15 protein-coding genes are annotated in these 15681 nt (G+C 71.0%); 9 read left to right on the top strand and 6 right to left on the bottom strand.

The features are described 5' to 3' along the window. Positions 1–115: 115 nt before the first annotated feature. Entirely contained in the window at positions 116–727 is a 612-nt protein-coding gene (locus tag NGF19_RS04305) for a TetR family transcriptional regulator (RefSeq protein ID WP_252422284.1), read from the top strand. Positions 728–740: 13 nt separating this feature from the next. Here NGF19_RS04305 and NGF19_RS04310 read toward each other — a convergent pair whose 3' ends face one another. The 4 genes from NGF19_RS04310 to NGF19_RS04325 all read right to left on the bottom strand — a co-directional run bounded on the left by NGF19_RS04310 (position 741) and on the right by NGF19_RS04325 (position 4356). Beyond that, the gene (locus NGF19_RS04310; RefSeq protein WP_252422285.1) at positions 741–1064 is read right to left on the bottom strand and encodes a DMT family transporter; all 324 of its coding nucleotides are present in this window, start codon (positions 1062–1064) and stop codon (positions 741–743) included. Between the two features lie 170 nt (positions 1065–1234). After that, on the bottom strand, positions 1235–2245 hold the full coding sequence (gene rsgA / locus NGF19_RS04315; protein WP_252422286.1) for a ribosome small subunit-dependent GTPase A: 1011 nt from the start codon (positions 2243–2245) through the stop codon (positions 1235–1237). 16 nt (positions 2246–2261) lie between these two features. Continuing rightward, positions 2262–3578, bottom strand: coding sequence for a 3-phosphoshikimate 1-carboxyvinyltransferase (gene aroA, locus NGF19_RS04320; protein ID WP_252422287.1), 1317 nt, complete (start codon positions 3576–3578; stop codon positions 2262–2264). A 55-nt stretch (positions 3579–3633) separates the two neighbouring features. Further along, entirely contained in the window at positions 3634–4356 is a 723-nt protein-coding gene (locus tag NGF19_RS04325) for a M50 family metallopeptidase (RefSeq protein WP_252422288.1), read from the bottom strand. Between the two features lie 53 nt (positions 4357–4409). On the opposite strand from NGF19_RS04325, the gene NGF19_RS04330 reads away from it, so the two are divergent. The 8 genes from NGF19_RS04330 to NGF19_RS04365 all read left to right on the top strand — a co-directional run bounded on the left by NGF19_RS04330 (position 4410) and on the right by NGF19_RS04365 (position 12037). Then, the gene (locus tag NGF19_RS04330) at positions 4410–5234 is read left to right on the top strand and encodes an SOS response-associated peptidase (protein ID WP_252422289.1); all 825 of its coding nucleotides are present in this window, start codon (positions 4410–4412) and stop codon (positions 5232–5234) included. Between the two features lie 46 nt (positions 5235–5280). After that, positions 5281–5961, top strand: a complete 681-nt coding sequence (locus tag NGF19_RS04335) for an alpha/beta hydrolase family protein (protein ID WP_252422627.1) — start codon at positions 5281–5283, stop codon at positions 5959–5961. 240 nt (positions 5962–6201) lie between these two features. After that, positions 6202–6885, top strand: a complete 684-nt coding sequence (sigR, locus tag NGF19_RS04340; protein WP_252422290.1) for an RNA polymerase sigma factor SigR — start codon at positions 6202–6204, stop codon at positions 6883–6885. Further along, on the top strand, positions 6882–7184 hold the full coding sequence (rsrA, locus tag NGF19_RS04345; RefSeq protein WP_252422292.1) for a mycothiol system anti-sigma-R factor: 303 nt from the start codon (positions 6882–6884) through the stop codon (positions 7182–7184). Before sigR ends, rsrA begins: the two co-directional genes overlap by 4 nt. Positions 7185–7414: 230 nt before the next feature. Continuing rightward, positions 7415–8395 carry a tetratricopeptide repeat protein gene (locus tag NGF19_RS04350; RefSeq protein ID WP_252422294.1) on the top strand — a complete coding sequence of 327 codons (981 nt, stop codon included), beginning with the start codon at positions 7415–7417 and terminating at the stop codon, positions 8393–8395. 171 nt (positions 8396–8566) lie between these two features. Further along, on the top strand, positions 8567–9217 hold the full coding sequence (gene def, locus NGF19_RS04355; RefSeq protein WP_252422296.1) for a peptide deformylase: 651 nt from the start codon (positions 8567–8569) through the stop codon (positions 9215–9217). Positions 9218–9569: 352 nt separating this feature from the next. Next, complete coding sequence (gene cyc1 / locus NGF19_RS04360; RefSeq protein WP_252422297.1) at positions 9570–10655, top strand: epi-isozizaene synthase; 1086 nt, start codon at positions 9570–9572, stop codon at positions 10653–10655. Next, positions 10652–12037, top strand: coding sequence for a bifunctional albaflavenone monooxygenase/terpene synthase (locus NGF19_RS04365; RefSeq protein WP_252422298.1), 1386 nt, complete (start codon positions 10652–10654; stop codon positions 12035–12037). Before cyc1 ends, NGF19_RS04365 begins: the two co-directional genes overlap by 4 nt. Positions 12038–12176: 139 nt before the next feature. On the opposite strand, the gene NGF19_RS04370 is transcribed toward NGF19_RS04365, so the two are convergent. Together NGF19_RS04370 and NGF19_RS04375 are read right to left on the bottom strand one after the other, a co-directional pair. Continuing rightward, entirely contained in the window at positions 12177–13193 is a 1017-nt protein-coding gene (locus tag NGF19_RS04370; protein WP_252422299.1) for a ribonucleotide-diphosphate reductase subunit beta, read from the bottom strand. Beyond that, a complete protein-coding gene (locus tag NGF19_RS04375; RefSeq protein WP_252422300.1) occupies positions 13193–15616 on the bottom strand; it encodes a ribonucleoside-diphosphate reductase subunit alpha in 2424 nt (807 codons plus the stop codon). Before NGF19_RS04375 ends, NGF19_RS04370 begins: the two co-directional genes overlap by 1 nt. Positions 15617–15681 lie beyond the last annotated feature (65 nt).

Below are 15681 nucleotides of genomic sequence, written 5' to 3' on the forward strand. Positions count from 1 at the left end.
TGCGACCGCGGTGCGCGATGGCCGATACGCGCCCCATGGCGCTGCCGAGAACCCTTGACAGTGCCCACGGGCGCGTCAAACCTGTGCGACACAGCCGCCGTTCCCGAGGGAGGCGATGATGCCCGGAGCACGGGAATCCCTGCTGAACGCCGCCTGTACGGAACTCGCGCGCCGCCCGTGGTCCGCCGTGCGCATGGTGGACGTGGCCGCCGTCGCCGCCGTGTCCCGGCAGACGCTGTACAACGAGTTCGGCAGCAAGGAAGGGCTCGCCCGTGCGCTGGTGCGCCGGGAGGCCGACGGCTATCTCGCCGGTGTGGAGCGCGCGCTCGCCACTCCGCGGGAGGCCCGCGAACGGCTTGCCGCGGCGGCCGAGTGGACGGCCGCGACGGCCCGGGGCAACGCCCTGGTCCGCGCCATGCTCACGGGCTGCTGGAGCGAACGGCTGCCCGCGCCCTCGCTCGCGCCCGTGCCCTCCATCACCTCCGCGGTGCCCGCGCAGCGCCGGGCCGACGGGCCGCTGCCGTCCCCGGCGGACCTCGTGGCCCTGGTGCGCGATCGCGCCGTCGCCGCGGTGGCCGCGCCCGGGATGAGCAAGGCGGAGGTCGCGGAGCTGGCGCGGGCGTGCGAGCTGATCGTCCGGCTGTCGGTGTCGTGCGTCGCCGCTCCGCCGGGCGAGGGCGGGGTGGCGGAGCTGGTGCGGCAGGCGCTGCCGCGGCAGCTCCGGTGACCGGGGTGACCCGTCAGCGCGCGGCCCCCGAGAGCTGCAGGCCGATCACGCCCGCGATCACCAGCCCGATCGAGATGATCTTCAGCGTGGAGACCAGGTCACCGAGGAAGACCATGCCGTAGATCGCCGTCCCGGCGGCGCCGATGCCCGTCCACACCGCGTACGCCGGGCCCACGTCGATCCTCTTCAGGGAGAGGGTCAGCAGCCCGAAGCTGCCCAGCGCGAAGACGCAGAACGCGACCGTGGGCCACAGCCGGGTGAAGCCGTGGGAGAGCTTGAGACAGACGGCGAACCCGGTCTCCAGCAGCCCGGCCACGATGACCAGCAGCCACGCCATGTTTCGTCCTCCCCGCGTCCCCGTGTCCCCACGTCGACTGCTCCGTCTGGTCGGATCGGCCGGTGCGAGTAAGCATTCACCCGCCGTGCGTGTGTCCAAACACCCGAAGGCCGGTCTCCGTCACGCCGTGCAGGCCGGTCGCACCCTGGAGGCCGAGCACACCACGGAGATCAGTCTCCGTCCTTCCGCTCGCGCGTGGCCAGCAGTCGGCGCAGGGAGTACAGCCGCGCCGGGTCCGCGTGGCCCTCGGCGACCCAGGCGTCCAGCGCGCAGTCCTGCTCGTCGTGGCTGCACGCCCGCGGACAGCCCTCCGTGCCGGACTCCAGGTCCGGGAAGGCGTGGATCACGCGCGAGGGGTCGATGTGCGCGAGCCCGAAGGACCGTACGCCCGGGGTGTCGACCACCCAGCCCGCCGCTTGCCCGAGCGGCAGCGCGAGCGCCGAGGTGGTGGTGTGCCGTCCGCGGCCGGTCACGGCGTTCACATGGCCCGTCGTACGCCGTCGGTCCTCCGGTACCAGCGCGTTGACGAGCGTCGTCTTGCCCACGCCGGAGTGCCCGACGAACGCCGTTATCCTGCCGTCCAGATGCTCGCGCACCCGGTCCGCCGCGTCGCCGCTCTCCAGCTCCTCGCGGCTGGTGACGACGTACGGGATGTCCAGGTCGCCGTACAGCTCCAGGAGCTTGTCGGGCGGGGCGAGGTCCGACTTGGTCATCACCAGCAGCGGTTCCAGACCGCCGTCGTAGGCCGCGACCAGACAGCGGTCGATCAGCCGCGGGCGCGGCTCGGGGTCGGCGAGGGCGGTGACGATGGCGAGCTGGTCGGCGTTGGCGACGACCACGCGCTCGTAGGGATCGTCGTCGTCGGCGGTGCGGCGCAGGAGGGACGCGCGCTCCTCGATCCGGACGATCCGGGCGAGGGTGTCCTTCGTGCCGGACAGATCGCCGACGAGGGCGACGCGGTCGCCGACCACCGCGGCCTTGCGGCCCAGTTCGCGGGCCTTCATCGCCATGACCGTCCGCCCGTCGACGAGGCAGGTCAGCCGCCCGCGGTCGACGGTGAGGACCATGCCCTCGGCCGCGTCCTCGTGCTTGGGCCGGATGTTCGTCCGCGGCCGGTTGCCCTTGCGGTTGGGGCGGGTCCGGATGTCGTCCTCGTCGGTGTGCTTGCCGTAGCGGCGCATGATTCCAGTCCGCCCGTCAGTTCCCGAGCATCCCGGTCCACAGCTCGGGGAAGTCCGGCAGTGTCTTGGCGGTGGTCGCCACGTTCTCGATCTCCACGCCCTCGACCGCGAGGCCGATGACCGCACCCGCGGTGGCCATGCGGTGGTCGTCGTACGTGTGGAAGACGCCGCCGTGCAGCGGGCGCGGGCGGATGTGGAGGCCGTCGGCGGTCTCCGTGACGTCGCCGCCCAGTTCGTTGATCTCCTTGGTGAGCGCGGCCAGGCGGTCCGTCTCGTGCAGCCGCAGATGGGCCACGCCGCGCAGGGTGGAGGGGGAGTCCGCGAGGGCCGCGACCGCCGCGATACCGGGCGTCAGCTCGCCGACCTCGCCGAGGTCCACGTCGATGCCGTGGAGGGCACCCGAACCGGTGAACTCCAGGCCGCGCTCGGTCAGGACGCAGGAACCTCCCATCTCGGTGAAGACCTCGCGCAGCCGGTCGCCGGGCTGGGTCGTGTGCGCGGGCCAGTCGGGGATCACGACCGTGCCGCCGGTCACCAGGGCGGCGGCGAGGAACGGCTGGGCGTTGGACAGGTCGGGCTCGATCGTGAGGTCACGGCCGAGCAGGGCGCCCGGCGTGACCCGCCAGACGTCGGGCTCGCCGCCCGACTCCGGGGTGTCCACCTGGGCGCCGACCGCGCGCAGCATGTCGACCGTCATCCGGATGTGCGGCAGGGAGGGCAGGGTCGAGCCCGTGTGGCGGACCTCGACACCCTGGTTGAAGCGCGGGGCGGACAGCAGCAGGGCGCTCACGAACTGCGAGGAGGAGGACGCGTCGACCGCCACCGGGCCGCCGTCCAGCGCGCCGTTGCCGTGCACGGTCAGCGGCAGCGCGCCGCGGCCGTCGTCGTCGATCCGGGCGCCGAGGACGCGCAGCGCGTCGATCACGCCGTTCAGGGGGCGCTCGTGGGAGCGGGCGTCGCCGTCGAAGCGGACGGGGCCGTCGGCGAGCGCGGCCACCGGGGGCAGGAAGCGCATCACGGTGCCCGCGTTGCCGACGTCGACCGTGGCCGGGCCCCGCAGCGCGGCCGGGATCACGCGCCAGGCCTCGCCGGAACCGTCGTGACCCACACCCTCCTCGATGCCGACGCCCATCGCGCGCAGCGCGGCGGCCATCAGCAGCGTGTCGCGGGAGCGCAGGGGGCGGCGCAGCCAGCCGGGCTCGGAGGCCAGGGCCGCGAGGACCAGAGCGCGGTTGGTGACCGACTTGGACCCCGGCACGTGGACCGTCGCGTCGACGGCTCCGCTCGCGTGCGGGGCGGGCCAGAGGGCGGTGGGTGCGGGGTTCAGGGTCATGCGCCCCACTTTAGTAGCAGGACAGGACCCAGAACCGTGGGCGGACCTGGGCTTGTCAGGTCTCCAGCAGCCACCGGCCGCCGCCCATCAGCGCGCACAGCGACACCGTGTGGAACAGGAAGAGCCACAGGGCCGCCGGTACCTGCGTGAGCTGGGACAACTGGTCCGCGTCCGAGTCCCCGACGCCTTCGCGCCGCCGCTTCGCCTGGAGCTCGAAGGCCGGTCGTACGCCGCCGACCAGCAGGAACCACACCACCGCGTAGCCGAACGCGCCCTGCACCTGCGGCCCGGCCAGCCAGGACACCAGCAGGAACAGGCCGCCGGTGACCACGACGGTCAGCACCCCGTACGCGTTGCGGATCATCAGCAGCATCGCCACGAGCAGCGCCGTGGCCAGCCACAGCAGCAGGGTGACGTGCCCGGCGGCGAGCAGGGCCGCGCCGCCGAGGCCGAGGAGCGGGGGAGCGGTGTACCCGGCGGCGGCCGTGAGGATCATGCCGAGGCCGTACGGCTTGCCGCGGCTGACGGTCAGGCCGCTGGTGTCGGAGTGCAGCCGGATGCCGGTGAGGGTACGACCGGTGAGCAGCGCCACCAGTCCGTGACCGCCCTCGTGCGCGATGGTGATGGCGTTGCGCGCGGTCCGCCACACACCGCGCGGCACGACCACGGCGAGCGCGGCGACGAGGGTGGCGAATACGACCCATCGCTCCGGGGCGGGCTGGCTGGCGAGCGCCCGGTCCCAGAGACCGGGCAGCGAGGTCAGGGCGAGGCTGTCCATCGGTGGTGGTGACTCCCGGGATCGGTCGCGGCGGATCTGGCAGTGTGGCACGTATGTGCGGACGGTATGCAGCGAGTCGCAGGCCCGAGGACCTCGCGGGGATCTTCGAGATCGAGCTGGGGGTTCCCCCCGAGGGTGCCGAGTCCCCGGCGCCCGACTACAACGTGGCTCCGACCAAGGAGGTCTACGTGGTCCTGGACCGTCCTGTGAAGGACGCCGCGGACCGGCGTCCGGTTCGCCAGTTGCGCAGACTGAAGTGGGGACTCGTCCCGTCCTGGGCCAAATCACCCGAGGGCGGTGCCCGGATGATCAACGCCCGCGCGGAGACCGTCCACGAGAAGCCGTCCTTCCGCCGTCCCTTCGCCGCCCGCCGGTGCATCGTCCCCGCGGACGGCTACTACGAGTGGGTCACCGGGAAGCAGGAGCGCGACCTGGAGGTCGAGGGGAAGAAGAAGCGACCGCGCAAGCAGCCGTACTTCGTCCTGCCCGCCGACGGCTCGGTCTTCGCGATGGCCGGTCTCTACGAGTTCTGGCGCGACCGGACGCTCCCGGACGACCATCCGCAGGCCTGGTGGACGACCTGCTCGGTGATCACGACGGAGGCGGAGACGACCCCGCTGGCCGCGGCCCCGCCCGACGGCCCGCGCTCCCTGGCCGAGATCCACCCCCGGATGCCCCTGATGCTCACCCCGGACCGCTGGGACGCCTGGCTCGACCCGGCCCGCACGGACCCCGGCGAGCTGCGCGCGCTGCTCACGCCCCCGCCCGCCGGACGCATGCGCGCGTACCCGGTCTCCACTGCGGTCAGCAACGTCCGCAACAACGGCCCGGAGCTGCTGAAGGAGCTGGACGGCCCCGAAGAAGGCACACTCTTCTGACGTGACGGACCCCGACGTGACAGACCCTGACATGACGGACCCTGACATGACGGACGTGGCGCTTGTGGCGGAGAACACCGAGAACACCGAGAACACCGAGCACACTGAGCACATCGAGACCGGGGCCGGTACGGCCCGCCTCACCTGGCACCGGGCCGCCCGCGCGCGGCTCGTTCTCGCCCTCGGCCACGGCGCGGGCGGCGGCATCGAGGCGCGGGACCTGCAGGCGCTGGCCCGGGTGCTGCCCGCGCACGGCGTGAGCGTCGCGCTCGTCGAACAGCCCTGGCGCGTGGCGGGCAAGAAGGTGGCCCCGGCGCCGAAGACGCTGGACACGGGGTGGCGCGGGCTGTGGCCCGCCCTGGAGAAGCCGGGGCTGCCCGTGATCGCGGGTGGGCGCAGCGCCGGCGCCCGGGTCGCCTGCCGCACCGCCACCGGACTCGGCGCCGCCGCGGTGCTCGCGCTCGCCTTCCCACTCCATCCGCCGGGCAGGCCCGAGAAGTCCCGGGCCGACGAACTGCTCGGCGCGGGCGTGCCCACCCTCGTCGTCCAGGGCGGCAAGGACCCCTTCGGGAAGCCGGAGGAGTTCCCCGACGGCCCGTTCGAGCTGGTCGAAGTCCCGTACGGCGATCACGGCTTCGCCGTGCCGAAGCGCGCGGACATCACCCAGGAGCAGGCCCTCGCGACCCTCACCGACGCCGTGGTGGCCTTCGCCGCGGCACGGAAGTGACGCCCGGGAATGTTGCGGGGCGGGCCGCTGTTGTGGGGGTCAGACAGCACCTTCCGCGCTGCACCGTCCGTACGAGAGGAAGTTCGCCGCATGGGTTCGACCATCTGCCCTCCCGCCCTGGACTGGACGGTGCTGCACGCGACCAAGGCCGCCCCGATTCGAGCGGCGGCGGGTAAGGATGTTCGTCTATCCTCCGATTCCAGTGGGACCGCATTCGGTCCTGCCACGTCGCTGGAGGAGGTGGGTCCGGTCGCTGGGACCGACGCGGGGGCCGAGCACGGCCGGCCGGGGCAGCCCGAGGGCCAGGGCACGGGCAGGGAGTCGTCCGCCGCGCGCAGCGCGCGCTTCGAGCGGGACGCGCTCGAATTCCTCGACCAGATGTACTCGGCCGCGCTGCGCATGACGCGCAACCCGGCCGACGCCGAGGACCTGGTGCAGGAGACGTACGCGAAGGCGTACGCGTCCTTCCACCAGTTCCGTGAGGGCACCAACCTCAAGGCCTGGCTGTACCGGATCCTCACGAACACGTTCATCAACTCGTACCGCAAGAAGCAGCGCGAACCCCAGCGCAGCGCGGCCGAGGAGATCGAGGACTGGCAGCTCGCGCGCGCCGAGTCGCACATGTCGACCGGCCTGCGCTCCGCCGAGTCGCAGGCGCTCGACCACCTGCCCGACTCGGACGTGAAGGAAGCGCTGCAGGCGATCCCCGAGGAGTTCCGCATCGCCGTCTATCTCGCGGACGTCGAGGGCTTTGCGTACAAGGAGATCGCGGACATCATGGGGACACCCATCGGTACGGTGATGTCCCGGCTGCACCGAGGTCGGCGTCAACTGCGCGGCATGCTCGAGGACTACGCCCGAGAGCGCGGACTGGTCCCGGCCGGCGCCGGGGAGTCGAACGAAGCGAAAGGCTCGGGCTCATGAGCTGCGGAGAGCCGCACGAGACGGACTGCAGTGAGGTCCTGGACCATCTCTACGAGTTCCTCGACAGCGAGATGCCGGATGTCGACCGCAGCAAGATCCAGCACCACTTCGAGGAATGCTCACCGTGCCTGGAGAAGTACGGCCTGGAGCGGGCCGTGAAGAAGCTGGTCAAGCGGTGCTGCGGCCATGACGACGTGCCGAGCGATCTGCGGGCCAAGGTCATGGGCCGGATCGAGCTGATCCGCTCGGGCGAGACGGTGCCCGACCACGATGTGACGGTGACCCCGCAGGAGTCCTGAACTCCCGCGTGAGGCAAGCCCCTTGGCCTTCCGCGCGCGACCCGTTCCGACGTCTCGCGCGGAGCGGTCATGTCCGCGCGGGCGCCGGGTGACCGATGGGTAATGAGCGCCCGTCCGGCCCTCCGTGGTTGGATGCGAGGAGAGGGCGTTCGGGGGCACATCGGCCCGCGGCCCCGCACGCGTCAAGGGACCGGCAGGCGGGACACGCGAGGGACTGGCAGGCGGGAATCGTGAGGATCTTCGGGAAGGGACGGCACCGGCCCTCCGCCTCCTGGCGGCAGGCGACCGACCGCGCGTTCACCCTGATCGGTGATGGCCGGTACGAGGACGCGGGAGCGCTGCTGACCCGCGCCGCGGACCTGGAGCCCTGGCTGTCGGAGTCCTGGTTCAACCTCGCCCTGCTGCACAAGTTCCGCCATGACTGGGAGCAGGCCCGCGCCGCCGGGCTGCGTGCCGTGGCCCTGCTGGAGAAGGAGGCGGGGGCGCCCGACTGGTGGAACGTGGGCATCGCCGCCACCGCCTTGCAGGACTGGCCGCTCGCCCGCCGTGCCTGGCAGGCGTACGGGCTGAAGGTGCCGGGCGGCGCCACCGTCTCCGGGGAGCCGACGGGGATGGCGCTGGGCAGCGCGGCCGTGCGGCTGTCGCCGGAGGGCGAGGCCGAGGTCGTCTGGGGGCGCAGGCTGGACCCCGCCCGTATCGAGGTGCTCTCCATCCCGCTGCCGTCCTCCGGGCGCCGCTGGGGCGAGGTCGTCCTGCACGACGGCGTGCCGCACGGCGAGCGCACGACGGCCACGGGGCACGCGTACCCCGTCTTCGACGAGATCGAGCTGTGGGCGCCCTCGCCGGTGCCCACCTGGGTCGTGCTGCTGGAGGCCGCGACCGAGGACGACCGGGACGCGCTGGAGCAGCTCGCCGCCGACGCCGGGTTCGCCGCCGAGGACTGGTCCTCGTCCGTGCGGCTGCTGTGCCGGATGTGCTCCGAGTCCCGGATGCCCTCCGACGAGGGCGACGGCGAGCATCTGGACCCGCACGACCACAGCGAGCCCGGACATCCGGGACCGCTGGGGCACCGCACGGCCGGGCGGCTGTGGGTGCCCGAGCGGGAGTGCGGCATCGCGGCGCCCGCCGCGCTGGTCCGCGGGCTGCTGGACGGCTGGGTCGCCGACAGCCCGGACTCCCGGGACTGGCGGGACCTGGAAGAGGTCTGCTGAGCGTCTGCCGAGCAGAAGACCCGCAGATCCCGTACCGCAGGCCCGCCGATCCCGTACCCGCAGGCCCGCCGATCCCGTACCGCCTCCGGGATCCCGGGGAGGAGACGCCCTCGCGCCCCGTAGGCTGTACTCGCAGGATTCGCAGAGGTCGCAGGAAGGCGTACGTCGGTCATGGCGCAGCAGGACACCGATCAGCAGCACACGGGCGTGCTCCCCGTGGACGACGAGGGTTTCGTCATCGACACCGAGGACTGCGAGGAGCGCGAGACGGCCTGGCGCGAGCGCGGGACGTCGCGGCCGATCACGGTCGTCGGCAACCCCGTGCTGCACAAGGAGTGCCGGGACGTCACCGACTTCGGTGACGACCTTCAGCAGCTCGTCGCGGACATGTTCGCCAGCCAGCGCACCGCCGAGGGCGTGGGCCTGGCCGCCAACCAGATCGGCGTCGACCTGAAGGTCTTCGTCTACGACTGCCAGGACGACGAGGGCCGGCGGCACGTGGGCGTCGTCTGCAACCCCCGTCTGGTCGACCTGCCCGCGGACAAGCGCCGCCTGGACGACAACAACGAGGGCTGCCTGTCCGTACCGACCGCGTACGCGCCGCTCGCCCGCCCCGACTACGCCGAGGTCACCGGGCAGGACGAGAAGGGCAACGCGATCAAGGTGCGGGGCACCGGCTACTTCGCCCGCTGCCTCCAGCACGAGACGGACCACCTGTACGGCTACCTCTACATCGACCGCCTCTCCAAGCGTGAACGCAAGGACGCGCTGCGGCAGATGGCCGAGAACGAGCCCCGCTACCCCGTGGTGGCCAACGACTGAGCGAGCCTTCCGATCCCCCGGGGCGAACCGTCGGCGCACGCGCTGAACGGCCTTGGGAACAACGGCAGTTGGGGCGAGCAAGCCCTCGATGACGGCGCCCGGCCGGGATTCCTCCCCGGCCGGGCGTCGCTCTTTCGCTCGTATGTGCGAGACATCCCGACCCTTGTACGCCTCACTGATCTCTCAGCAGTCGCAGAGGCGCATTCTTGGCACCTCGGGGGTAGTGAATGGGCAAATCCATTCCCGTGTCGGTCAGTTGTAGTGCTGAATGGAAACGACACGGGGATGCGCAACGGCGTGCGCCCGGCACGGCAGGGGGCGTGCGTTATCGGCGGCTGAGAGGGGTTTGTCCGTGCCAGCTTTCCCGCACAGCACTTCATCGACCACGACCGCGATCGCGGTTCCACCGGCACTGTCCCTGCCGGTGATCGAAACCGGGTTTCCCCGGCAACTGCACCCGTATTGGCCCCGCCTCCAGGAGAACACGCGCTCCTGGCTGCTGCGTCAGCGGCTCATGTCGGCGGACAAGGTCGCGGAGCACGCCGACGGGCTCTGCTACACCGACCTCATGGCGGGCTACTACATCGGGGCGTCCGAGGAGGTCCTCCAGGCGATAGCCGACTACAGCGCGTGGTTCTTCATCTGGGACGACCGCCACGACCGTGACATCGTGCACCATCGGCCGGCCGCCTGGCGGCGGCTCAGGTTCCGCCTCCACCGGGCGGTAGGCGCGCCGAAGGAGCAACTCCGGCACCCGGATCCGCTGGTCGCGGCGTTCGCGGACAGTGTGCTGCGGCTGTACGCGTTCCTCGGCCCACGGTGGAACGCGCGCTTCGAGCGGCACTTCCACGCGGTGATCGAGGCGTACGACCAGGAGTTCCGCAACCGCGCGCAGGGCGTCGTCCCGACCGTCGAGGACTACCTCGAACTGCGGCGGCTCACCTTCGCGCACCACATCTGGACCGATCTGCTGGAGCCGAGCGCGGGGTGCGAACTGCCCGACGCGGTACGGAAACACCCCGCGTACCGGCGGGCGGCGTTGCTGAGTCAGGAATTCGCCGCCTGGTACAACGATCTGTGCTCGCTCCCCAAGGAGATCGCGGGGGACGAGGTCCACAATCTCGGGATCAGCCTTATCCATCATCAGGGGTTGACCATCGAAGAGGCCATCAAGGACGTACGGCGCCGAGTGGAGGAATGCATATCCGAATTCCTGGTAGCCGAACGGGAGTTGTTACGGTTCGCCGACACGCTCGCGGACGGAAGCGCGGCGGGCCGGGAATTGAGCTTCGCGGTGAAGACGATCGTCGCCAATATGCGGAACTGGTTCAGCGCCGTGTACTGGTTCCATCATGAATCCGGCCGCTATCGGGTCGACAGTTGGGACGACCGCTCGACACCCCCTTATGTCGACAACGAAGCGGGAGGTGAGAAATGACCCTCGAATCCTCGGCCGGCGCCCCGGCCGCCGCCTCCGCGCGGGGCGCGTCCTTGCGTGTCCCGCCGCTCGCCGGTGGCGGCCTCCCGCTGCTCGGCCATGGCTGGAAGCTGGCCCGCGACCCGCTGGGCCTCCTGTGCGGGCTGCGGGACCACGGCGACGTCGTACGGCTCAGGCTCGGCCCGAAGACGGTCTACGCCGTCACCACCCCGGAACTGACCGGTGCCCTCGCGCTCAGCACCGACTACCAGATCGGCGGCGCCCTGTGGGAGTCCCTGGAAGGGCTGCTCGGCAAGCAGGGGGTGGCGACCACGAACGGGCCGCTGCACCGGCGCCAGCGCAGGGCGATCCAGCCCGCCTTCCGCAAGGAGGCCATCCCCGCCTACGGGCCGATCATGGAAGAGGAGGCATATGCGCTGGTGGAGCGGTGGCGAGCCGACCCGCTCATCGATGTCACCGCCGAGTCGTTCCGGGTGGCCGTCCGGGTCGTGGCCCGCTGTCTGATGCGCGGCAGCTACATGGACGAACGCTCCGACCGGATCTGCGCCGCGCTCGCCACGCTCTTCAGCAGCATGTACCAGCGCATGGTGCTGCCGCTCGGACCGCTGTATCGCCTGCCCATTCCGGCCAACCGCGAATTCGACCGCGCCCTGGCCGATTTGCATCTCCTGGTGGACGAGATCATCGCCGCCCGCCGGGCTTCCGGTCAGAAGTCGGACGATTTGCTGGCCGCTTTGCTGGAGGCGAAGGACGAGAACGGCGCGCCCATTGGGGAACAGGAGATTCACGATCAGGTCGTCGCCATCGTCACCGCCGGAAGTGAAACGGTCGGATCGATGGTGATGTCCCTCCTCCAGGTCCTCACCGACCACCCCGAGCAAACGGACCGCATCCGCGCCGAGGTGAAGACCGTCGTCGGTGACCGGCCGGTCGCATTCGACGATGTCCGAAAGCTGACGCACACCGTGAATGTCATCGTGGAGTCAATGCGCGTGCGCCCTGCCGTATGGATATTGACCCGCCGCGCGGTGACCGACGCCGAACTCGGCGGCTACCGCATCCCTGCCGGGGCGGACGTCGTCTACAGCCCGTACGCGATCCAGCACGACCCCCGCTCCTACGACCGGCCCACGGAGTTCGACCCCGACCGCTGGCTCCCGGAGCGTGCCAAGGACGTCCCCAAGTACGCGATGAGCCCGTTCGGCGTGGGCAACCGCAAGTGCCCGGGCGATCACTTCTCGATGGCCGAACTCACGCTCGTCACCGCGGTGGTGGCGTCCGCCTTCCGCTTCGAGCAGGCGCCCGGGTCCGATGACCGGCCCCGTATCGGCATCACGCTGCGCCCGCGCAAGCTGCGACTGCGGGCCGTGCCCGGTGAGTGATCCGGAGAACTGACGAACGGACGGGCTGACGTACGGACGGACCGGTGAACTGACAACGGCGCACTGCCAGGAGACCCGCAAACCCCTGGCCGTGCGCCGATGTCGGTGGTGCTACCGGGGCACCGGTAGCACCGGTCGCTCAGAAGTCCTCGTCGAGGTCGACGGTCCCCTCCACCGCGACCTGGTACGCCGAGGGGCGCCGCTCGAAGAAGTTGGTCAGCTCCTGGACACCCTGCAACTCCATGAAGGAGAAGGGGTTCTCGGAGCCGTACACCGGGGCGAAGCCGAGACGCGTGAGGCGCTGGTCGGCGACACACTCCAGGTACTGCCGCATCGATTCGGTGTTCATGCCCGGCAGGCCGTCACCGCACAGGTCGCGCGCGAACTGCAGCTCGGCCTCGACGGCCTCCCGGAGCATGTCCGTGACCTGCCCGCGCAGCTCGTCGTCGAAGAGGTCCGGCTCCTCCTTGCGGACGGTGTCCACGACGTCGAAGGCGAAGCTCATGTGCATCGTCTCGTCACGGAACACCCAGTTGGTGCCGGTGGCCAGGCCGTGCAGCAGACCCCGGCTGCGGAACCAGTAGACGTAGGCGAACGCGCCGTAGAAGAACAGGCCCTCGATGCACGCGGCGAAGCAGATGAGGTTGAGCAGGAAGCGACGGCGGTCGGCCTTCGTCTCCAACCGGTCGATCTTCTCCACCGAGTCGATCCACTTGAAGCAGAACTCGGCCTTCTCGCGGATGGAGGGGATGTTCTCGACCGCCGCGAAGGCCGCCGCGCGGTCCTCCGGGTCGGGCAGATACGTGTCGAGGAGGGTCAGATAGAACTGGACATGGACCGCCTCCTCGAAGAGCTGCCGCGACAGATACAGCCGTGCCTCGGGGGAGTTGATGTGCTTGTACAGCGTCAGCACGAGGTTGTTCGCCACGATCGAGTCGCCCGTCGCGAAGAACGCGACCAGCCGGCCGATCAGATGCTGCTCACCGGGCGTGAGCTTCGCCAGGTCGGCGACGTCCGAGTGGAGGTCGACCTCCTCGACGGTCCAGGTGTTCTTGATGGCGTCCCGGTAGCGCTCGTAGAAGTCGGGGTAGCGCATCGGGCGGAGCGTCAGCTCGAAGCCGGGGTCGAGCAGGTTCTGGGCGCTATGGGTGGGCATTACTGGCAGGCCTCGCAGGACTCGGGGTTCTCAAGGGAGCAGGCGACGGCGTCGGGGTCGGCGATCTGCTGGGCGGGGACGGTGGCTTGGGCGCGGGCCGCGCGGGCCGCGCGGGCGATCCGGGTCGCCGGGCGCGAGCGCAGGTAGTACGTCGTCTTCAGGCCCTGCTTCCAGGCGTAGGCGTACATCGAGGAGAGCTTGCCGATGGTCGGCGTCTCCATGAAGAGGTTCAGCGACTGGGCCTGGTCCAGATACGGGGTGCGGGCGGCGGCCATGTCGATCAGACCACGCTGCGAGATCTCCCACGCCGTGCGGTACAGCGTCCGTACGTCCTCGGGGATCCAGGCGAAGTCCTGCACCGATCCGTTCGCGTCGCGCAGCGCCTCACGGGTCCTGGCGTCCCAGACGCCGAGGTTCTTGAGGTCCTGCACCAGATACGAGTTGACCTGGAGGAACTCGCCGGAGAGGGTCTCGCGCTTGAACAGGTTGGAGACCTGCGGCTCGATGCATTCGTACGCACCCGCGATCGAGGCGATGGTCGCGGTCGGCGCGATGGCCAGCAGCAGCGAGTTGCGCATGCCGACGGCGGCGATGCGCTCGCGCAGGGCCGCCCAGCGCTCGGGCCAGGTGGGCGTGACGCCGTAGTGGTCGGGGTGCAGCACACCCCGCGCGGTACGGGTCTTCTCCCAGGCGGGCAGCGGACCGATGGGGGTCCCCCCTGCACCGGAGCTTGTCGCAGGCGCTTGGGGGCGCTCGGCGAGGTCGGCGGAGGCCTCGTACGCGGCGAGCATGACGCGCTCGGCGATCCGCGTGGACAGGGCCTTGGCCTCCGGCGAGTCGAAGGGCAGGCGCAGTTGGAAGAAGACGTCCTGCAGCCCCATGGCGCCGAGGCCGACCGGGCGCCACCGGGCGTTGGAGCGGGCCGCCTCCTCGGTCGGGTAGAAGTTGATGTCGACGACCCGGTCGAGGAAGGTGACGGCGGTACGGACGGCGGAGTCCAGCCGCTCCCAGTCGAGTTCACCCGCCACGGTGTCGACGAACGCGCCCAGGTTGACGGAGCCCAGGTTGCAGACCGCAGTCTCGCCGTCGTCCGTGACCTCCAGGATCTCCGTGCAGAGATTGGAGGAGTGGACGACATGGCCCGGCTCGGCCGTCTGGTTGGCGGTGCGGTTGGCGGCGTCCTTGAACGTCATCCAGCCCTGGCCGGTCTGCGCGAGGGTCCGCATCATCCGGCCGTACAGCTCACGGGCGGGCATCGTCTTGCGGGCGAGGCCCTTCGCCTCGGCCGCGCGGTAGGCGGCGTCGAACTCCTCGCCCCACAGGTCGACCAGCTCGGGCACGTCGGAGGGCGAGAACAGCGACCACGGCTCGTCGGCGGCGACCCGGCGCATGAACTCGTCCGGCACCCAGTGCGCGAGGTTGAGGTTGTGGGTGCGCCGCGCGTCCTCGCCGGTGTTGTCGCGCAGCTCCAGGAACTCCTCGATGTCCAGGTGCCAGGTCTCCAGATAGACCGCCGCCGCGCCCTTGCGCCGGCCGCCCTGGTTCACGGCGGCGACCGAGGCGTCGAGCGTCTTCAGGAACGGGACGATGCCGTTGGAGTGCCCGTTGGTGCCGCGGATCAGCGAACCCCGCGCGCGGATACGGGAGTACGAGAGGCCGATGCCGCCGGCGTGCTTGGAGAGGCGGGCGACCTGGTGGTAGCGGTCGTAGAGGGAGTCCAGCTCGTCCTTGGGGGAGTCGAGGAGGTAGCAGGACGACATCTGGGGGTGCCGGGTACCGGAGTTGAAGAGCGTGGGGGAGGAGGGCAGGTACTCCAGCCGGCTCATGAGCGCGTACAGCGCCGCGACCTCGTCCATGGCGTGGGCGGTGTCGTCCTCGGCGAGACCGGAGGCGACGCGCAGCAGGAAGTGCTGCGGGGTCTCGATGACCTTGCGGGTGATCGGGTGGCGCAGCAGATAGCGGCTGTGGAGGGTACGCAGGCCGAAGTACCCGAAGCGGTCGTCGGCGGCCGGGTCCACGAGCGCGTCGAGGCGGTCGGCGTGGTGGCCGACGAACGTGGCCGTGCGGTCCGCGATGAGCCCTTCCCGGTGCCCGACCGCGATGGACTCCGTGAAGGACGTGACCTGCTGCGAGGCCGCCTCGGCGGCGATGGAGAGCGTCAACAGGCGGGCGGCGAGCCGGGAGTAGGCGGGGTCCTCGGAGATGAGCCCGGCCGCGGCCTCCGTGGCCAGCTCGCGCAGCTCCGCCTCGTCCGCCCGCGCGGAGCGGCCCCGCAGCGCGGCGGCGGCCACCCGGCCGGGGTCGGCGTCGGGGAGGTCGGCGGTCAGCTCGGTCAGGGTCCGCAGCAGGGCGGCACCGGGACCGTCGGTCCCGTCGGTCGCCGCGAGTGTCGCTGAAGCCGGTTCGGCTGGCGCGATGGTCACGTAGGGCTCTCCCTCGCTCGGCACGGGGCCTGGCAGAGGGCGGAGGCGGGCTCACGAGCGCAGGG

Source organism: Streptomyces macrolidinus, assembly GCF_023887685.1.
GTDB classification, from domain to species: Bacteria; Actinomycetota; Actinomycetes; order Streptomycetales; family Streptomycetaceae; genus Streptomyces; species Streptomyces macrolidinus.

What these genes read in the sequence shown, in the direction of transcription:
- NGF19_RS04305 (WP_252422284.1), top strand. Translation starts at nt 116, where the DNA reads ATGATGCCCGGAGCACGGGAATCCCTGCTGAACGCCGCCTGTACGGAA.
- NGF19_RS04310 (WP_252422285.1), bottom strand. Translation starts at nt 1,064, where the DNA reads ATGGCGTGGCTGCTGGTCATCGTGGCCGGGCTGCTGGAGACCGGGTTC.
- rsgA (WP_252422286.1), bottom strand. Translation starts at nt 2,245, where the DNA reads ATGCGCCGCTACGGCAAGCACACCGACGAGGACGACATCCGGACCCGC.
- aroA (WP_252422287.1), bottom strand. Translation starts at nt 3,578, where the DNA reads ATGACCCTGAACCCCGCACCCACCGCCCTCTGGCCCGCCCCGCACGCG.
- NGF19_RS04325 (WP_252422288.1), bottom strand. Translation starts at nt 4,356, where the DNA reads ATGGACAGCCTCGCCCTGACCTCGCTGCCCGGTCTCTGGGACCGGGCG.
- NGF19_RS04330 (WP_252422289.1), top strand. Translation starts at nt 4,410, where the DNA reads ATGTGCGGACGGTATGCAGCGAGTCGCAGGCCCGAGGACCTCGCGGGG.
- NGF19_RS04335 (WP_252422627.1), top strand. Translation starts at nt 5,281, where the DNA reads ATGACGGACGTGGCGCTTGTGGCGGAGAACACCGAGAACACCGAGAAC.
- rsrA (WP_252422292.1), top strand. Translation starts at nt 6,882, where the DNA reads ATGAGCTGCGGAGAGCCGCACGAGACGGACTGCAGTGAGGTCCTGGAC.
- def (WP_252422296.1), top strand. Translation starts at nt 8,567, where the DNA reads ATGGCGCAGCAGGACACCGATCAGCAGCACACGGGCGTGCTCCCCGTG.
- NGF19_RS04365 (WP_252422298.1), top strand. Translation starts at nt 10,652, where the DNA reads ATGACCCTCGAATCCTCGGCCGGCGCCCCGGCCGCCGCCTCCGCGCGG.
- NGF19_RS04370 (WP_252422299.1), bottom strand. Translation starts at nt 13,193, where the DNA reads ATGCCCACCCATAGCGCCCAGAACCTGCTCGACCCCGGCTTCGAGCTG.